Origin of the sequence: uncultured Arthrobacter sp., assembly GCF_947495145.1 — a bacterium.
Lineage (GTDB): Bacteria > Actinomycetota > Actinomycetes > Actinomycetales > Micrococcaceae > Arthrobacter_D.
On the sequence record NZ_CANLXP010000018.1, the window covers coordinates 23949 to 41286 of the forward strand.

General features: G+C 64.9%; 15 protein-coding genes. 8 read left to right on the plus strand and 7 right to left on the minus strand.

The genetic code is table 11. From position 1 onward, the window contains the following. The first annotated feature begins 71 nt into the window (after positions 1–71). Positions 72–1481, plus strand: coding sequence for an amidase (locus Q0877_RS12990; RefSeq protein WP_299168460.1), 1410 nt, complete (start codon positions 72–74; stop codon positions 1479–1481). A 57-nt stretch (positions 1482–1538) separates the two neighbouring features. Further along, positions 1539–3005, plus strand: coding sequence for a peptide MFS transporter (locus Q0877_RS12995; RefSeq protein ID WP_299168463.1), 1467 nt, complete (start codon positions 1539–1541; stop codon positions 3003–3005). Positions 3006–3068: 63 nt separating this feature from the next. Here Q0877_RS12995 and Q0877_RS13000 read toward each other — a convergent pair whose 3' ends face one another. Beyond that, positions 3069–3239, minus strand: coding sequence for a hypothetical protein (locus tag Q0877_RS13000; RefSeq protein WP_299168465.1), 171 nt, complete (start codon positions 3237–3239; stop codon positions 3069–3071). 264 nt (positions 3240–3503) lie between these two features. Here Q0877_RS13000 and Q0877_RS13005 point away from each other — a divergent pair, with 264 nt between their 5' ends. After that, positions 3504–3848 carry a hypothetical protein gene (locus Q0877_RS13005; protein ID WP_299168467.1) on the plus strand — a complete coding sequence of 115 codons (345 nt, stop codon included), beginning with the start codon at positions 3504–3506 and terminating at the stop codon, positions 3846–3848. 88 nt (positions 3849–3936) lie between these two features. On the opposite strand, the gene Q0877_RS13010 is transcribed toward Q0877_RS13005, so the two are convergent. Further along, positions 3937–4887 carry an endonuclease domain-containing protein gene (locus Q0877_RS13010; RefSeq protein WP_299168469.1) on the minus strand — a complete coding sequence of 317 codons (951 nt, stop codon included), beginning with the start codon at positions 4885–4887 and terminating at the stop codon, positions 3937–3939. 214 nt (positions 4888–5101) lie between these two features. Between Q0877_RS13010 and Q0877_RS13015 the strand changes: the two genes are divergently transcribed. Further along, on the plus strand, positions 5102–6121 hold the full coding sequence (locus tag Q0877_RS13015; RefSeq protein WP_299168471.1) for a LacI family DNA-binding transcriptional regulator: 1020 nt from the start codon (positions 5102–5104) through the stop codon (positions 6119–6121). Here the strand turns inward: Q0877_RS13015 and Q0877_RS13020 are convergent, their stop codons facing one another. The 5 genes from Q0877_RS13020 to Q0877_RS13040 form a co-directional block, all read right to left on the minus strand. Beyond that, complete coding sequence (locus tag Q0877_RS13020) at positions 6122–7483, minus strand: CoA transferase (protein ID WP_299168473.1); 1362 nt, start codon at positions 7481–7483, stop codon at positions 6122–6124. A 33-nt stretch (positions 7484–7516) separates the two neighbouring features. Next, the gene (locus Q0877_RS13025; RefSeq protein ID WP_299168476.1) at positions 7517–8809 is read right to left on the minus strand and encodes a glycoside hydrolase family 32 protein; all 1293 of its coding nucleotides are present in this window, start codon (positions 8807–8809) and stop codon (positions 7517–7519) included. A gap of 27 nt (positions 8810–8836) precedes the next feature. Beyond that, positions 8837–9655: a carbohydrate ABC transporter permease gene (locus tag Q0877_RS13030; RefSeq protein ID WP_299168549.1), complete on the minus strand. Its 819-nt coding sequence runs from the start codon at positions 9653–9655 to the stop codon at positions 8837–8839. Between the two features lie 44 nt (positions 9656–9699). Then, positions 9700–10569, minus strand: coding sequence for a carbohydrate ABC transporter permease (locus Q0877_RS13035; protein ID WP_299168552.1), 870 nt, complete (start codon positions 10567–10569; stop codon positions 9700–9702). An 83-nt stretch (positions 10570–10652) separates the two neighbouring features. Continuing rightward, positions 10653–12098 carry an extracellular solute-binding protein gene (locus Q0877_RS13040; RefSeq protein WP_299168479.1) on the minus strand — a complete coding sequence of 482 codons (1446 nt, stop codon included), beginning with the start codon at positions 12096–12098 and terminating at the stop codon, positions 10653–10655. 177 nt (positions 12099–12275) lie between these two features. On the opposite strand from Q0877_RS13040, the gene pgm reads away from it, so the two are divergent. The 4 genes from pgm to Q0877_RS13060 all read left to right on the plus strand — a co-directional run bounded on the left by pgm (position 12276) and on the right by Q0877_RS13060 (position 17312). Beyond that, positions 12276–13907, plus strand: coding sequence for a phosphoglucomutase (alpha-D-glucose-1,6-bisphosphate-dependent) (gene pgm / locus Q0877_RS13045; protein ID WP_299168481.1), 1632 nt, complete (start codon positions 12276–12278; stop codon positions 13905–13907). Between the two features lie 65 nt (positions 13908–13972). After that, positions 13973–15301, plus strand: a complete 1329-nt coding sequence (locus tag Q0877_RS13050; protein WP_299168483.1) for a uracil-xanthine permease family protein — start codon at positions 13973–13975, stop codon at positions 15299–15301. A 43-nt stretch (positions 15302–15344) separates the two neighbouring features. Beyond that, positions 15345–16037, plus strand: a complete 693-nt coding sequence (locus Q0877_RS13055; protein ID WP_299168484.1) for an aspartate/glutamate racemase family protein — start codon at positions 15345–15347, stop codon at positions 16035–16037. A gap of 108 nt (positions 16038–16145) precedes the next feature. Beyond that, the gene (locus Q0877_RS13060) at positions 16146–17312 is read left to right on the plus strand and encodes a thermonuclease family protein (RefSeq protein WP_299168485.1); all 1167 of its coding nucleotides are present in this window, start codon (positions 16146–16148) and stop codon (positions 17310–17312) included. Positions 17313–17338: the final 26 nt, after the last annotated feature.

Genomic DNA, 17338 nt, shown 5'->3' on the forward strand with positions numbered 1-17338 from the left:
TCCGATTCCGCCAGTTGTTTCCAAGCCTATAGTGGGACCGGACCCAACCCACCCGTCAGGAAGGCGTTGCCATGAGCTCCCTCCATGAGCTGACCGCGCTCGAACAGCGGGACCTCCTTCAACGCGGTGAGCTCAGCTCCCGTGAACTCACGGCGCACTATCTGGAGCGGATCGAGGCGCGGAATCCGGCGTTGGGTGCGTTCGTCACCGTGACCGCGGATTCGGCGCTGGCGGAGGCAGCCGCCGCCGACCAGCGGCGGGTGAGCGGGGTTGACCTGCCGACCCTGCACGGGCTGCCGCTTGCGCACAAGGACCTGACCGACGTCGTCGGCGTTGTCACCACACATGGCAGCGCAGCGCTGGAGCACACCGTTGCGGCCGCTGATTCCCCGCTGGTGGCCATCCTTCGCCGCGCCGGCGCGATCAGCGTCGGGAAAACACAGGTGCCCGAGTTCGGGCTGAGCTGCTACAGCGAGAACCTGATCGCGCCGCCGTCACGCAATCCCCTCGATCCGACGCGGAGCTCAGGCGGTTCCTCCGGCGGCAGTGCAGCCGCGGTGGCGGCCGGTCTGATTTCGTTAGCCCCGGGCACCGACGGAGGTGGCTCGGTCCGGATTCCGGCTGCCGCCACCGGGCTTATCGGCCTCAAACCCAACCGCGGCCGGGTGCCCTCCGGCTCAGGCCAGAGCGATCTTGGCCAGTTCGTGGTTGCCGGTCCACTTGCGCGCACGACGGCGGACGCCGCCCTGCTGCTCGATGCCATGGCGGCCGAGCCGAACTTCCATGCAACCAGCGCGGCCGCCCACGGCCCCTTCCTCAACGCTGCGCTGCGTGCAGACGGTCGGTTCCGGATTGGCTTCAGCACCGTTTCGCCCTTCGCTGCGGCCTTTCCCATTGAGCTCGACGACGACGCGCGGACCAGTTTCGACGCCGGCTTGCGCGCGCTCGGCGCGGTGGGACACGACGTAGTGGAAGCGGACCTTCGCTACGATTCCCGGTACCACGAGGCCTTCCAGACCGTGTGGACAGCCGGTCTCGCGGTCGCGCGAATCCCAGCTGACCGGGAAGAAGACCTCACAACGCTTGCGCGTACCCTGCGCCGCCGCGCTCAAGGCAGGTCGGCAACCGACCTTGCCACCGCCGTCGACATCCTGCGCCAGTTCGAGCAGGACACGATTCAGCAGTATTCCGCCTTCGACATCATTGCCACGCCGGCACTGGGCATGACGCCGCGGCCGATCGGCTGGTACACCGACGCCGATGCCGACACAGACTACCTGCGCCAGTGCCAATACTCGCCGTACACGTCCATGGTGAACGTGTGCGGGCTGCCCGCTATCTCGGTGCCCATATTCACGACGGCCGACGGGCTGTCCATGAGTATCCAACTCATCGGCAGACCGAGCGCCGAGGCGGACCTGCTTACCGTGTCAGCTCAGCTTGAGGACTATTTCCGAACTAGCCAAAACCGATCAGCATAACTGTTTGGTCGCACTTTGGATATGACAGTCCAAAACGTGGCTGGCATCATGGAATGAATGAGCACAACTCACAATCAAACAGCCGCAACGGAGGGCAAGACGTTTCTAAGTCATCCCCGGATGCTTGCAAACCTGTTCAGCGTAGAACTCTGGGAGCGCTTCTCCTTCTACGGCATGCAGGGCATCCTCCTCTACTACATGTACTACTCCGTGGCCGATGGCGGCCTCGGCATCGACCAGGGAATCGCCACCGGCCTGGTGGGCGCGTACGGCGGCGGCGTCTACCTCTCCACCATCCTTGGTGCCTGGCTGGCTGACCGGGTCATGGGTTCCGAGAAGGTACTCTTCTATTCCGCCATCATGATCATGTTCGGCCACATCGCCCTGGCGCTGCTGCCCGGCGGAGTGGGTCTCGCCGTCGGCCTGGTGCTTGTCGGGGTGGGCTCCGGTGGCTTGAAGGCCAACGCGACCTCGCTGGTTGGAACCCTCTACGCCGAGGGTGACGAGCGGCGCGACGCCGGTTTCTCCATCTTCTACATGGGCATCAACATCGGCGCGCTCATCGGCCCGCTGCTCACCGGCCTTGCCTGGACTGAATTCGGCTTCCACTACGGCTTCGGCCTGGCCGCTGTCGGCATGGGGATCGGCCTGACGCAGTACGCGCTGACCCGCAAGAACCTACCGGCGACAGCCCACGCGGTGACGAACCCGCTTCCCTCCGGCCGCCTGGCGCGAATGGGCCTGATTGCTGCGGCTGCGGTCGTTGTCATCATCCTCGCCTTCACCACTGGCCTGGTTACCCCCGCGAACCTCGCCCAGACCATGGCTTACCTGGCCATCGCGGCGTCGATTGCCTACTTCGTGGTGATTCTGCGCAGCAAGCGGGTGAACGCCACCGAGCGCAAGCGGGTGTACTCGTTCATTCCGCTGTTCATCGCAAGCGCCGCGTTCTGGGCGCTGTTCCAGCAGCAGTTCACCGTCGTCGCTATCTATGCTGACCGCAGCCTTGACCGCAACCTGTTCGGCTGGATCATGCCGCCGAGCTTCGTGCAGTCGATCAACCCGATCTTCATCATCATCTTCGCTGCCGTGTTTGCTGCGCTGTGGACAAAGCTGGGCAGCCGGCAGCCGTCGTCGCCGCTGAAGTTCGCTTTGGGGCTCGTGTTCATGGGCGTGGCGTTCCTGCTGTTCATTCCGTTCTCCGGCGGCGGCCCTAACAGCACCCCGCTGATCGCGCTCGCGGTCATCCTGCTGTTCTTCACCTGGGCGGAACTGTTCCTGTCACCGATCGGGCTTTCAGTTGCAACGAAGCTTGCCCCGAGCGCCTTCCGGACCCAGATGGTGGCGCTGTTCTTCCTGTCGATCTCGCTGGGAACCACGCTCGCCGGCATCCTTGCGGGCTACTACAACCAGGACAATGAGGTGCCGTACTTCTCCTTTAGCGGCATCACAGCGATTGTGCTCGGCATCGCGCTTGCCCTGGCTACGCCCGCCATCAAGAAAATGATGAGCGGCGTCCGCTAACCCTGTCGAGCGAACGATGACGGCGCCCTCCTTTCGTGGGAGGGCGCCGTCGTCGTTTGTGCTTTAAGAGCCGTCTTCTTCGGAACCGGCCTTGCCGGTCTCGTTCTCCGGGCCCGGTCCGCCGTAGTCGCCGCCACTTTCGGTGTTGGCCTTGCCGGCAGCCTGCTCGGCGTCCTGCTCCAGCTTTTCGTCGTCAGTTTCGTCAATCTCGTCGCTGGTGGGGTTCTCGCTCATGACACAACCTTTCGTTGACGGGTGTTCTCAACGTACCGCCCGGGTAGGCCTGTGCACTAGGGCCGGCCGGTGCCACACTGGGCGCATGGGGAAGTACTTGCCGGGCGCCGTCGTCGTTATGTCATCGATACTGCTTGCGGGGTGTGCCGGGCCTGGCGGGCCGTCCGTCGCCTGCCCTGCGATCGGTTGGCTGAACAGCCTGACGGTCGAGGTGGAAGGTGACAGTCTGACGGTTGCGGAAGTGCAGGCGTGTGTTGACGGCGAGTGTCCGCCCCCGCCCCGACGCCGGTAAAACCGGACACCGCCCCCGCCTCGATCCTCCCGCCCGAAACGCCAGGCGGAACCGGCGGGCAATCGGGCAACGTGCAGCACCCGGTTCCCCCCACCCAGCGGACCATCATGCCCTTCAGCTCAACCCGCGTTGAGAGCGATCGCTGGAGAATCGACGTCGGAATGTCCGCACCTGAGCAAGTGACGCTACGGGCACTGGATGCGGACGGCGATGTCCTCGCGGAGGAGGATTTTCCGCTGGAATGGGTCCGGGTAGGCGGCTCAGAGCAATGTGGGGGACCAGGTGAAGCCGGTCCGGTGACGCTCTCCGTTCCGTAGGAGCCGTCGTCGTCGGCTTTCATCGCCTCCCCCCCAATCCCTCAATCGAGTGGGCGCTGGCGACCTTTCACTCGAGGAAAGCCGGTCATCAGCGCCCACTCGATGCACGGGCTGACGCAATCGCCGACCTTATTCGCGCAATCGATGCTCGCTCGTTATCAGGCTCGAGGTGTTTCTTCGTGAAGCGAAGCACCGTCCAGCCCATCGCCCGTAACCGATCGTCGCGGTTGATGTCGCTGTGCCACTGTTCAGCGTTCATCAGATGGTGCTCACCCTCATATTCGATAGCGATGCGCAGTTCTCTGTACATCAGGTCAGGTCTCGACACCCGGCGCGCGTTCTGGTCCAGGACCCATTGATTGACCTCAGGCTCGGGCAGCCCCGCCCGTGTAATGAACAGCCGCAAACGCGACTCGCGACCGGAATCAACCCCGCTCCTCAACAAGGGCAGCGCCTCCCGCGCACGCCGGATACCGCGGACGCCGCCGCGTCGATCGGCTGCTTCCGCAATCTGGGTCAGTGAAGCGAGAGGGTCCGGGACGTTCAGGTCGCAACGGCGTCGCGGAGCATCCTGCCTGCGCAAAAGTGAATCCCCGGCAGCCACCAACTCCTCCAGCGATAGCGACGGCGCCAGGTCCGTCCAGGTCCAAGCCGGGGAGGTAACGGTAGCACCATAGATTTCGACGACGTCCAGGGAGGTAAGGGGCGCACGGTGACCAACGATGCCTGGACGACGAACGCGGTTACTCCCCTTCCATCGGGTCAGGTGAAGCTCATGATCCTCCTCGAGTCGGAACGGGAGGATAATTCCCCACAGCCGGGCGGCTGTCGAATGGCTGACGGCGTCCGGGCAGCCGAGTCTTGTCAGCGGCGCCACCTCATCAAGGAGCGACGGACCGGAACCGTTCACAAGCCGGACGCCGCGGCTCGGGATGGTCAAATCCGAGCGTCGCAACCTGCTGTACGGCAGTCCATGTCCGAGCGCCTCCTGAATTGTGAAGGAGTACCGATGGGGCAGAGGGACGGATGAGGAGCTCACCCGTTCATGATGCCGTCGAGAGGGCGGCAGAATTCCGTTATCCACAGGGCGTATTTGTGGGTCTCCGTCCCTTCGGGAATCGAGTGGGCGCTAGCGACCATGCCCACGCCCACAACCCCGTCCTCAGCGCCCACTCGATGCAAGAGAGGAATGACGACAGCCCCTCTGACACGTATTAGCTAAACTGGCTGAACAGTTCCAACGAGGGGGATTCATGGCAGCACGCAAGGCAACCGCGCTCGATGTTGCGAAGGTGGCCGGTGTGTCACGCAGTGCCGTGTCCATGGTGCTCAACGGAAACATCAAGGGCAACGTTTCCAAAGACGCGCAGGAGCGAATCCGCGCTGCCGCCAAGGAACTCAACTACCTGCCCAACCCGGTCGCCGTGAGTCTGCGGAACCAGCGCACGGCGACGCTGGGCATCGTCACGGATGAGATTGTGACCAGCCCTTTCGCGGGCCGCCTGGTCAGCGGTGCCACTAATGCCGCTTTGGCTCGTGGGCACATGATTCTGGTGGTCGACACCGAGCACATACCGGGACGAGACGAAATCGCCATCGAGGCCTTGCGGCACCGCCGGGTGGACGGGTTGATCTATGCGACCGGAGGGCTGAAACCGTACAGTCCTCCCGAGCCATTCCGGGCACAGCCGGCTGCGCTGGCTAACTGTTTTGATCCGGAAGACAGGCTACCGGCAGTCGTCCCGGATGAAGTGACGGGAAGCCGCCGGGCAACGGAGCTGCTCCTGGGACTGGGCCACCGCCGCATCGCCCTCCTCGGCGGCGATGATGACAACGCCGCCCTGCTCCGTGAGCAGGGCTACCGGAAGGCAATGGACCGCGCCGGCCTGCCGGCCAGCGATCAGCAGGTCGTCGTCACGGGTTGGGACATCAACCAGGGATATTGCGCAGCGGAGTCGGTGCTTCACGACCCGAACCGTCCCACCGCAATCCTGGCCGCGAACGACCGCGTTGCCACCGGCATCCTGCTCTACGCGGCGGCCGCGGGGATCAAGGTGCCCCAGCAGTTGTCAGTGGTGGGATACGACGATCAGCAGAACGTTGCGGCGAACCTCGTACCTGCGCTAACCACCGTTGCACTCCCCCACGCGGAGATTGGCGCCATCGCAGTCAACCGGGTTCTCGACGAGCTGGAGGGCAGCAAGCGCCGCACCGAGCGGGTCCTGGTGCCGTGCCCCCTCATCACCAGGCAGTCCACAGCTCCGGTACCCTGATCACCTCCACGAAAGGGCATCGCTGCCATAGCGCCGGGGAGGGTGGGGGTATTCCACCTGACGGCCATCGACCACCAGCGGCGGCGGAACGAAGACGAGTTCGCCGTAGTCGCTTGCTGCCCGTCTCAACCGCACCTTCAGGTTTACCGGCCCTGCCTCCCCTGTCCGCGGCATCCGCAGCAGTTCCGCCGCCGTCTGCGCCAGGGAAAGGTGCGCGGAACCGCTCATTCCGTTCCTGCGCGCGGACACAAGCACGACGGCGGCAGCCGCCATTCCGAGGCCGGTCGCGTAGTCGAGCGCCTGGACCGGCAGCGCACCGGGCTTGAATTCCTGCCCTGAGCCCGTCCCGTAGAGGTGGGCGATGCCGGTAGCCGCCTGCACGATGCTGTCGAAGCCCCGGCGGCCGGCCCACGACCCGCTGTCTCCCCAGGCGTCGAGGGAAACAACGGCCAGCCCGGGGTAGTCAGCCCGCAGAGCCCCGACGTCCAGTCCATGCCGGGCCAGCGCGCCGCCGCGGTACGCACCGAGCACCACATCAGCCGCGGGAAGGAGGCTCCGCAGGCGGGCGAGTGCCTCAGGATCCCGAAGATCGGCCACGGCGCTCCGCTTCGCGAACCCGGTCTCCACATGCTGGTGTTCCAGCTCGGGCAGCGCAGGCGGGTCCACCCGCAGAACATCGGCACCCAGTGCGCCGAGGAGCCGGCTGGCCGAGGGACCGGCGATAACCCGCGTGAAATCAAGAACGCGCACGCCCTCCAGCAATCCCTTGCCGCCCCCGATGGTCCTTGTCCCGCGGCGGAAAGTGCCCGTCGACAGCCGCACCCATGGCTCGTCAGCGACTGCCTGCCCGGCCGGCGTTGCCGCCCAAGCCTCGGGCGTCCGGACGGCCGCGGCCAGCCCGCCCCGAGCGGTGACAGCCTCTTCGATGACAGCTGCCGGGCGTTCCAGCAACGCATCGTCGACGTCCTCGGCCGCGGACACGCCGAGCGCTTCCAGCAGCGCCCGCCCATGGTGCGGATAGTTCCCGTGAATGCGGACCCACCCGTCGGCGGCCTGGCGGAAACCCGATAAAGCCCCGAACGCCTGGATCGGGGACCCGTTGATGCGAAGGTGGGCGAACGAATCGAACCACGCGGCAACCCTGGAGGACGTGAACGTTACGGGGAGCCCGGGCGAGGAGGCGGCAAGAGCCGTGGCGACCGCCTGCACAGCCCCGAGCGCGAGTCCCTCAACGTCAAGGCGCCCTCCCCACCACCTTCGAGGCCCGGACCAGGACGCCCCCTCCGTCCCGTCCGGCAGCAGCGAAGCGAAATGACGCCACAGCTCAGGCACCGGATCATCGCTGGGCAGGGAGTAATCCATGAGTGCATTATGGATGCCGCCGGCCGGTGACGGCTACGGTAAACCGAGCTCCCAGGCCTCGACGACGGCGTTCCCGGTGACGGTCAGCTCCCACTTTTCGTCCCGCGAGGGATAGGCCCGAAACGTCACCGGAGTTGAACCCTCCCGGTACACCTCGACGATCGACGCATCCAGCAGCACCCGCACACCATGCTCGGTCTCCGCCGAATACACTTCACGGGATCCCGACGGCGAGACAAGGGTCAGCGAAACCCGCACGCCGCCGCGCGGCGAAACCACAGCTTCGGCAACCGCGGGCAATTCGGTGACGGCACCGGCAACCCGTGCACGACGGCGGTAGCCCACCAGTTCCCGCGCGGGCTTCACTACCAGCTCACCATCAATGACGCGCAACTCGCGAGGGAAGGTCAGCACCCCGGCCCAGCCGACTGCGTCTGCCTCCTCCTCGGCGCGCGATTCCCAGGACCAGCCCCACAGCATTACCCGATCGCCGCCCTGAACGGCCTGCGGCGCGTAGAAGTCGGGACCGCCGTCAGTCGCAGCACAGGTCTCCGGTTCGAAAACCGGCCGACCGCCGTCGTCGTCGTGCATTGATCCGATCAGGTGGGCCACACCGGAGAGATGATGCGCACCGTCCCGACGCTTCCACAGCGAGACGATCAGTATCCACCGACCGTCCACCTCGACCAGTTGCGGGCACTCCCAGATGTTCGCCTGTGCCCCGGAAGCGGCGGCGGGGTGCTCGGTAGTCAACCAGATCCCAAGGTATGTCCAGGCCGACAGGTCTGTGGCGTCGTAGAGCAGCAGGGCGCCGCGCCCGTCCTCCAGCCCCGCCCCCTGAATTGCGTAGCGCGTGCCGTGCCAGGTGAAGAGGAACGGATCGCGTACGTCGGTGACGGACGGGTCGCCCGGAATGCCCGCGGCTACCTCGCCGTCCTGCCGCCAGCTCCGCAGGTCCGCAGACCCCCGGGCAAGCGTCACCTGCGCGTGGCCGCTGGCGTCCTGCACGCCGCTGTAGACGGCGGTGGGGATGCCGTCGTCGTCGGCCATCACACCGGACCAGCAGCCCAGGGCATCCGGCCCACCGGACTGGGGTCGCAGGGCGACCGGCTCCTCCTCCCACCGGAGCAGATCCGGAGAGCTGACGTGCCCCCAGGCAATGGCGGCATGGCGGGCGGAATCGGGGTTGTGCTGGAAGAAGACGTGCCAGCGGCCGTCGCGGTAACAGATCCCGTTCGGGTCATTCAGCCAACCCTGCCGGGGCCGAGGGTGCAGGGTGGGAAAGGCGCGGTCGACGGCGACGGCGGGCGTTACGAGGGAGTTCATGTATTCCTTTGCGTGTGGTTAGGTCGGTTACTTGCTGGCGCCCGCGGTCAAGCTTTCACGGAGGGTCCGCTGGCCGAAGATGAAGACCACCAGGGCGGGGATCATCGACAGGATGACGCCGGCGAGGACCACGGAGATGCTTCCGGTGCCAAGGTTGCCCTGCAGCGTGACCAGGCCCAGCGGGAGTGTGTAGTTCTCCTGCGAGATGGTGAGGATCAGCGGCCGGAAGAACTCGTTCCAGTGGAAGTTGAAGGCGAGGATTCCCACGATCGCCATGCCGGGGACCGCCAGCGGCGCATAGACCGAGCGGAACGTGCGCCATGGGGAGGCGCCGTCGAGCGACGCCGCTTCCGCGAAGTCGTTCGGCAGGCCCAGGAAGTACTGGCGCATCAGGAAGGTACCGAATGCGGTGGGGATTGCGGGGAGGATCAGGGCGAGGAGCGTATCGGACAGGCCCATGCCGCGGATGAGCATGAAGACCGGGACGATCGTCACCTGCACCGGAACCATCATGGTGGCCAGCACCACTGAGAACAGTGCGTTCTTGCCCTTGAAGCTGAGCCGGGCGAAGGCGTAGCCGGCCAATGCCGCCGTCGCCATCTGGCCCACGGCGATCAGGAGGGTAACCAGTGCGCTGTTAACCACCAGGAGCACCATGTTGACCTGCTGGAACACCTGGACGTACGAGGAGAAGTCGGGGTTGAGCGGCAGGAACTGGGGCGGGAGGTTGAACGATTCCGACGGCGTACGAAGCGACGTCGACAGGGTCCACAGGACGGGACCGAGCGTCAGAGCCGCGGCCACCAGGAGGACCAGGATCCGTGCGGCTGTGCCGGGGCGCGGCATGCGGGTCTTGCGGGTTGCGGTAAGGGTGCTCATGGTCGGGTTCCTCACTGGTAGAAGACGAATCGGCGGCTGAGCCGGAACTGGAGGGCGGTGATGGCCATGATGAGCATCATGAGTACCAGCCCGATCGCAGAGGCTCGCCCGAACTCGAGGCGTTGGAAGGCCGATTCGAAGATGACCATTACCGCCGTCCGTGTGCTGTCCCCCGGTCCGCCACGCGTCAGGACGTAGGGTTGGTCGAAGACCTGCAGGGCACTGATGATCGCCATGACGGAAGCCACCAACACGGTGGGGCTCAACAGGGGCAGCGTGACATTGACGAACTGCCGCCAGCCGGTGGCGCCGTCCAGCGCGGAGGCCTCAAGGAGTTCCTTCGGGATGGAGGCCAGTCCACCGATGAAGAGCAGGAAGGAGAACCCGAAGTTCTGCCACACATACACCAACACGACGACGGCGGCAGCCCCGCCTGACGTGGTCAGCCACGGCACCGCTGGGATGCCGACCAGTGAGAGCAGCCAGTTCACGACGCCGAACTGCTCATTGAACAGGTACCCCATGAAGATTGAAACCGAGGCGGCCGACAGTATCAGCGGAAAGAAGAAGGCCGAGCGGAAGAATACGCGCAGCCAATTGGGCATCCGACCCTGGATTGCTACGGCGAGCGCCATCGAGATCCCGAGCTGCAGGGTTACCGCCACCACCACGAAGACGATGGTGTTGAGGAATGAGACCCGGACGGTGGGGTCGCTGACGATGTCCGCGAAGTTGCTGAACCCGACAAATTCCGGAGCGGAGATGATGTCCCACCGGAAGAAGGCCAGGAGGATCGACCCGAGAATGGGCACGATGGTGAAGATCGCCATGCCGATCACCGTGGGCGCGAGGAAAAGCGGCGCGATCAGGCGCTCCGCCATGGAGCGCTGCCGCCGGGCGGCGGGTCGGGAGAGGGCGGTGGGAGCCGCCGTCGTCGTTGGTGGGTTCTTGAGTGTTGGAGTGCTCATGGTGTGCTCCTGAGTGCCAGTTCGAGGTCACGCTGCAGGCTCCCCATGGCCGAGCGCACCTGGGCGGATGAGCCGCTGACGGCAACCGAGACGTTCTTCATGAGGGCGGTTTCCACGGCTGCCTGCTGTGGTGGGGCCGGGATGGGGCCCGAGGTCGGGAAGCGGTCAAGGGTGTCGTAGAAGACCTTCCAGTGCTCGGGTCCGGTGTCGGAGTAGAGCGACTGGTTCACCATGGAGCGCCGGGTGGGCGTGGTGTTCGGGGTTGGGAACGCCAGCTCCATGGCCGGTTTGGATGCGCAGAACTTCACCCATTCCCAGGCGGCGTCCTTGTCCTTGGCCGTGCGCATGATGGCATAGCCGGCGGCGCCGAACTGGTGGCGCTGGGTGCGCCAGCGGGGGAAGAACTGCACGTCGAAGTCGTCGGCGCCCATGCCTGCCTCATGCAGTCCCTGAACCCAGTAGCCGCCGGCAGGAGTTGCGCCGATGCGGCTGCTTGCAAAGAGGCCGACGAGGGCGTTGCCGCCGCCGCCCTCGGGTCGCACGCCGAGGCCTTCGGCAACGAGTTCGCGCAAATAGTCGAAGGTCTCGACGACGCGCGGAGCTTCGGCGTTGGGCGCTTCCCAGAGGTAGCCGCCGCTGCGTTGCGCCCGGGTCGGATCGCTTGCGTAGAACCGGTCCCAAAACCAGTCTCCGCCTGCGGCCTTCTCCTCCGTGAGGAAGCTTGTGTCATTGGCATAGAGCCACGGCACCACGCCGCCGAAGAGCCGGTTGGTCCAGTAGTACGGGGTGAAACTGCCGTCGGTGGTGGACTTCATGGCGCGCATGGTGGCGGTGAAATCCTCGTGGGTCCAGTCATCTGCCGGCCGGCTGAGCCCTGCACGTTCCAGCGCGCTCGTGTTCAGGTACATGTTGGCGGCGTTCCAGTCCAGCGGCAGCTGGTACAGGCTGCCGCGGTACATGAACGCTTCGATGAGGCTCGGGTGGACGTCCTGGAAGTACTCCTGAATGTCCGCGGCATCCCGCGTCAGGTACGCGTCCAGCGGCTCGGCGAGCTTCTCCGCGAACAGCTGGGCACCCTCGGTGGCGACGTAAACGACGTCTGGCGGATCGCCGGCAGCGACCATGGTGAGGATCTTGGAGAAGAAGTCGCGCCAGTCAGCTCCCTGAATCGCTTGAATGCGAACCGGGATATCCGGATGGAGGCTGGTGAATTCATCGACCAGTGCCTGACGTGCAGCCGCATCGGCGGCAGTACCGAGGATTGCCACATTGAGGGCGGTGCTGTTGCGCCCCGGGATATCGGTTCCTGTGAGCCGGGGCCAGGCACCGACAGTGGCTCCCACTGCGCCGATGCCGAGAGCACCAAGGAGGGTACGGCGGGATAGATCCCCGACTCTGGCGCGGAGTTCGTTGTCCTGACCGGGAAAGTACGTAGACCTCATCGTCGATTCCTTTCTAACACGTGTCAGGAAGCCTACTTTGCCAACCTGACACGTGTCAAGGGTCACACCCTACCGATTCGCGTGCTGGGTGAGAGGCCGGTCGAAACGTCCTCGCACGCTCACTTCCACTACGAAACGAGAACCCGAATATTGTTGGGTAGTGGCATGCTTGGTCCCATGGCTAACCGAGCAGGCACCGTTGCCCAACCCAGTGATCTTGTCGATGTGGGCGCCCTATTGGACGCGTACTTCGATTCCACTCCAGATCTCTCCGACCCCGCGCAGCGCGTAGCGTTCGGGACCTCCGGCCACCGCGGATCGTCGCTGAAGTCGTCCTTCAACGAAGGGCACATTGCCGCGATCACGCAGGCGATCGTCGAGTACCGGGCCGGTCAGGGCATTACCGGGCCGCTGTTCATGGGCAAGGACACGCACGCTCTCTCCGAGCCTGCCCAGAACACGGCGCTCGAGGTACTCGCCGCCAACAACGTGGCCGTGCGCATTGACGCCCGCGGCGCCTACACGCCCACGCCGGCGCTTTCACACGCCATCCTCGGCTACAACGGGTCACGGACAGACCGGTCGGACGGCATCGTGATCACGCCGTCCCACAACCCCCCGGCCGACGGCGGCTTCAAGTACAACCCGCCCCACGGTGGTCCCGCCGATTCCGACGCAACCAACTGGATCGCCGCGCGCGCCAATGAACTGCTGGAGAACGGGCTTCGCGACGTCAAGCGAATTGCCACCGCTCAGGCGCAGCAAGCCGATTCCGTCAGCACCTACGATTTCCTGCAGCACTACGTCGAAGACCTTCCGAACGTGCTGAACCTTGAGGCGATACGCAGCGCCGGCGTGCGCATCGGGGCGGACCCAATGGGCGGCGCCTCAGTGGACTACTGGGGTGCCATCGCCGAACGCCACAATCTCGACCTCACGGTCGTCAACCCAACCGTCGATCCTCAGTGGGCGTTCATGACCCTGGACTGGGACGAGAAGATCCGCATGGACTGCTCCTCCCCCTACGCCATGGCTTCCCTGATCAAGCGGGCTGGGGACTTTGACATCTCCACCGGGAACGACGCCGACGCCGACCGACACGGCATCGTCACCCCGGATTCCGGGCTGATGAATCCGAACCACTATCTTGCCGTGGCGATTGATTACCTCTACCGCAACCGCCCGCAGTGGCGCTCGGATGCCATGGTCGGCAAGACCCTCGTGTCGTCGTCGATTATTGACCGGGTGGCTGCAGACCTTGGGAGGGTACTGGAGGAGGTACCCGTGGGATTCAAATGGTTCGTGCCGGGGCTGCTCTCCGGTGAGGTGGCATTCGGCGGGGAGGAATCTGCCGGGGCATCCTTCCTTCGCCACGACGGATCAGCCTGGAGCACTGACAAGGACGGCATTCTCCTTGCGCTGCTCGCCTCCGAAATCACCGCGGTCTCAGGACGCACGCCGTCGCAGCACTACGACGGGCTTACCCAACGGTTTGGGGCACCGGTCTATGCGCGGATCGACGCCGCGGCGACGCGGGAGCAAAAGTCGGCGCTGAGCAAGCTGTCGCCGTCTGATGTCACCGCCACAACGCTGGCCGGAGAAGACATCACCGCACGCCTTACGGAGGCGCCCGGGAACGGTGCACCAATCGGCGGGCTGAAGGTCACCACCGAGAACGCGTGGTTTGCAGCCCGCCCCTCGGGTACTGAAGACGTCTACAAGATCTACGCCGAGTCCTTCCTCGGTGAAGACCACCTCAAGCGCGTGCAGGAGGAAGCGAAGGCCCTGGTGGACGGTGTGATCGCCTAACTTTCCCGGAGTCTTTGTCGCGTAGGATTTCCTCCAGATCCCCACCATCTCTGGAAGGCACAGCCATGAGCAGACTCGGAACGAACTGGACGCTGCACGGAGACGGGCGGAATGTGCAGCCGGGGCGGTTCGTGGCACCCGATGAGAGGCTGAGCTGGCCCCGGACCATCGGTATCGGTGCCCAGCACGTGGTCGCGATGTTCGGCGCCACCTTCCTGGTGCCGCTGCTGACCGGGTTCCCGCCGTCCACCACACTGCTCTTTTCCGGGCTCGGCACAATCCTCTTTCTCATCATCACCGCGGGGCGTGTACCCAGCTACCTGGGCTCGAGCTTCGCGTTCATCGCGCCGATTGCCGCAGCGCAGAGCCAGCACGGGCCTGCAGGGGCGCTGGGCGGCGTCGTTCTGGCCGGCGCGTTACTGGCACTGATCGGACTGGTAGTGCACTGGGCGGGTGCGCGCTGGATTCAGATCCTGATGCCACCGATCGTCACCGGTGCCATTGTTGCCCTGATCGGCCTGAATCTCGCGCCGACCGCCAAGTCAAGCTTCGAACAGGCGCCGATTACCGCGCTGGTCACGGTGGTCTCGATCCTGCTGGTCACGGTGCTTTTCAAGGGGATTCTCGGGCGCCTGTCCATCCTGATCGGTGTGCTTGTCGGGTACCTTGTCGCAGTGCTTCGCGGCGAGGTGGACTTCACGGCCATCAACGACGCCGCATGGTTCGGCCTGCCGCCCTTCATGGCTCCCGAGTTCCACCTTTCAGTCATCGGGCTGTTCGTCCCTGTGGTCCTCGTCCTGGTGGCCGAGAACATCGGCCACGTGAAATCCGTGGCCGCGATGACCGACCGCGACCTTGACCCCATCACGGGGCGGGCCCTCATGGCGGACGGGCTGGCCACCGTCCTGGCCGGTTCAGGTGGCGGCTCCGGCACCACGACGTACGCCGAGAACATCGGGGTCATGGCCGCCTCACGGGTGTACTCCACTGCCGCGTACTGGGTAGCAGGAGTCATCGCCGTGCTGCTGAGCCTCTTCCCCAAGTTCGGCGCTCTCATCGCAACGGTTCCGGCTGGAGTCCTGGGAGGTGCCGGCGTCGTTCTCTATGGCATGATCGGCATCCTTGGCGTGCGGATCTGGGTGCAGAACCGTGTCGATTTCTCGAATCCGATCAATCTCTCGACGGCGGGCGTGGCGCTCGTGGTAGGTATCGCGGACTTCACGTGGACGATCGGCGACCTGATCTTCGCGGGCATTGCCCTGGGCACGGCGGCTACCCTCATCATCTTCCATGGCATGAGCGGGATTGCCCGTATCCGCGGTAGCGAGCACGTTGCCGGGCCGGAGGAGCTCGAAGCGGAAGACCACGGCAGCCGCCCTTCCAAGCTGGGCTAGTCCCGCCCTCACGCCAAAGCGCGCCGACTGCCATGATGAGACCATGTTGCGTATCGGCCTGCTCGGCGGCATAAGCTGGGAAAGCACCGCCCAGTACTACCGCCTCCTCAACGAAATGGTGCGGGACCGTCAAGGCGGCCTCCACTCAGCGGACTGCCTCCTCAGATCCGTCGACTTCGCACCCATCGAAGAGCTCCAGGCCCAAGGTCTATGGGAGGAAGCCGGAACAGCGCTGGCTGCTGCCGCCGTCGAGCTCGAACGAGGCGGAGCCGAGCTTCTCGTTCTCTGCACCAACACCATGCACAAGGTGGCCCCGGCCATCGAGCGGGCCATCAGCATCCCTTTCATCAACGTCATCGACGAGACCGCACGCGCAGTAACGGCAACGGGCACCGCCACGGTAGGCCTGCTGGGGACGGCCTTCACGATGGAGCAGGATTTTTATCGCGACGGTCTTGCCGCGCATGGCCTGGAGGTGCTTACTCCCAATGCCGAAGACCGCGCGACTGTCCACCGGGTCATCTACGAGGAACTGTGCCTCGGGGTCGTCTCGGACGATTCCCGGAAGGAATACCAGCGCATCATCGCCGAGCTTGTGTCGCGCGGTGCGGAGGGAGTGATCCTCGGCTGCACCGAGATAGAGCTGCTGATCTCGCAGACAGATGCGGACATTGCCCTCTACCCGACGACGTCGATACACGCACAGGCGGCAGTGGACGCTGCCCTGGCCGGCTGAGGACCCGTAGCGTCGGGCGATCCCTTCACCCCTTAGATTTCAGGGGCTGGTCCACGGCCGTACAATTCAGGGAATCGTACTTGAATCTTGAACAAAAATGGGGGAACCGTGTTCACACCGGTTATCAGAAAGTGGTGCGCCCTTGGCGTCGCCATCGGTGCGCTGTCCGTAACAGCCTGCAGTCCTTCTGCTGATGCTACGACCGGCCAGGTAGTCCGCGTTGTTGACGGCGACACAGTGATTGTGAAAATTTCCGACGTCGACACGACAGTCCGTCTGCTCAACATCGATACGCCCGAGACGAAGCACCCGGACAAAGCGGTGGAATGCTTCGGTCCGGAAGCGACGGCCTTCCTTGCAGAAACGCTGCCGGCAGGCACTGAAGTGGGATTGGACTTCGACGTTGAGCGGGAAGATCAGTACGGAAGGACTCTTGCCGCACTATTCCTCGAGGATCGCACTCTCGTGAACGCCGAGATCGCGCGCCAGGGGCTTGGTTCAGCGGTCATTTTCGAACCAAATGAGAAGTACTACGACGCCGTCAAAGCCGCCCAGGAGGAAGCACAGCAAGCGGAGCTCGGGGTATTCAGCGTTGACGCAGAATGCACCCTTCCCTCAGAAGTCACTGCGGCTGTCGATTCACTGGCCGCTGTTCTGGAGCAGCCCGTCGCCTCCACATCCGGCGCGGCGGCAGCCGGTGCGGCCGCCGTGGCAGGTGCTCTGGCGACGGCCGAGGGACTCCGTGCGGCGCTCGAAGCGGGCGAGGACTCTATCCGCTGGGCTGCCCTGGGAACCGCAGGTACCGCCGCTCTGAGTGCCAGACTTGGAAATTCGATTGATTCGGGCCGAGGCGCGCTAGCCGAGCTGGAGCAGGAAGCCACCCTCCTCAAGGCAGCGGAGGACAAGGCAGCGAAAGAAGCAGCCGCGGCCGCGAAACGTGAGACTGAGCGAGTAGCAGCAGAAGCAGAAGCCCGACGCATCGCGGCCGAAGCAGAAGCAAGAGTCGCGGCGGAAGCGGAAGCCGCACGGCGTGCCGCCGAGGCAGCAGCGGCGGCCGAAGCAGAGAGGATCCGGAATCTTCCGGCGCCGGCTCCAGCTCCGTATGTACCTCCCGCTCCGGCACCCGCACCGTACGTTCCTCCCGCTCCGGCACCCGCACCATACGTTCCACCGGCACCAGCACCGGCACCACCGGCGGAGCAAAATCCGTACCCGGGCTATAACGGACCGCGCTGCTATGCGCCGGGAGGCAAAACCTGGAAGCCCTGCCCGTAAGGTGCCCGTGAAAATTGCTGCACTCT

Bases quoted from the DNA above. Each gene is read 5' to 3' on its own strand.
- Q0877_RS12990 (WP_299168460.1), top strand. From the start codon at position 72: ATGAGCTCCCTCCATGAGCTGACCGCGCTCGAACAGCGGGACCTCCTT.
- Q0877_RS12995 (WP_299168463.1), top strand. From the start codon at position 1,539: ATGAGCACAACTCACAATCAAACAGCCGCAACGGAGGGCAAGACGTTT.
- Q0877_RS13000 (WP_299168465.1), bottom strand. From the start codon at position 3,239: ATGAGCGAGAACCCCACCAGCGACGAGATTGACGAAACTGACGACGAA.
- Q0877_RS13015 (WP_299168471.1), top strand. From the start codon at position 5,102: ATGGCAGCACGCAAGGCAACCGCGCTCGATGTTGCGAAGGTGGCCGGT.
- Q0877_RS13020 (WP_299168473.1), bottom strand. From the start codon at position 7,483: ATGGATTACTCCCTGCCCAGCGATGATCCGGTGCCTGAGCTGTGGCGT.
- Q0877_RS13025 (WP_299168476.1), bottom strand. From the start codon at position 8,809: ATGAACTCCCTCGTAACGCCCGCCGTCGCCGTCGACCGCGCCTTTCCC.
- Q0877_RS13030 (WP_299168549.1), bottom strand. From the start codon at position 9,655: ATGCCGCGCCCCGGCACAGCCGCACGGATCCTGGTCCTCCTGGTGGCC.
- Q0877_RS13035 (WP_299168552.1), bottom strand. From the start codon at position 10,569: ATGGCGGAGCGCCTGATCGCGCCGCTTTTCCTCGCGCCCACGGTGATC.
- Q0877_RS13040 (WP_299168479.1), bottom strand. From the start codon at position 12,098: ATGAGGTCTACGTACTTTCCCGGTCAGGACAACGAACTCCGCGCCAGA.
- pgm (WP_299168481.1), top strand. From the start codon at position 12,276: ATGGCTAACCGAGCAGGCACCGTTGCCCAACCCAGTGATCTTGTCGAT.
- Q0877_RS13050 (WP_299168483.1), top strand. From the start codon at position 13,973: ATGAGCAGACTCGGAACGAACTGGACGCTGCACGGAGACGGGCGGAAT.
- Q0877_RS13055 (WP_299168484.1), top strand. From the start codon at position 15,345: ATGTTGCGTATCGGCCTGCTCGGCGGCATAAGCTGGGAAAGCACCGCC.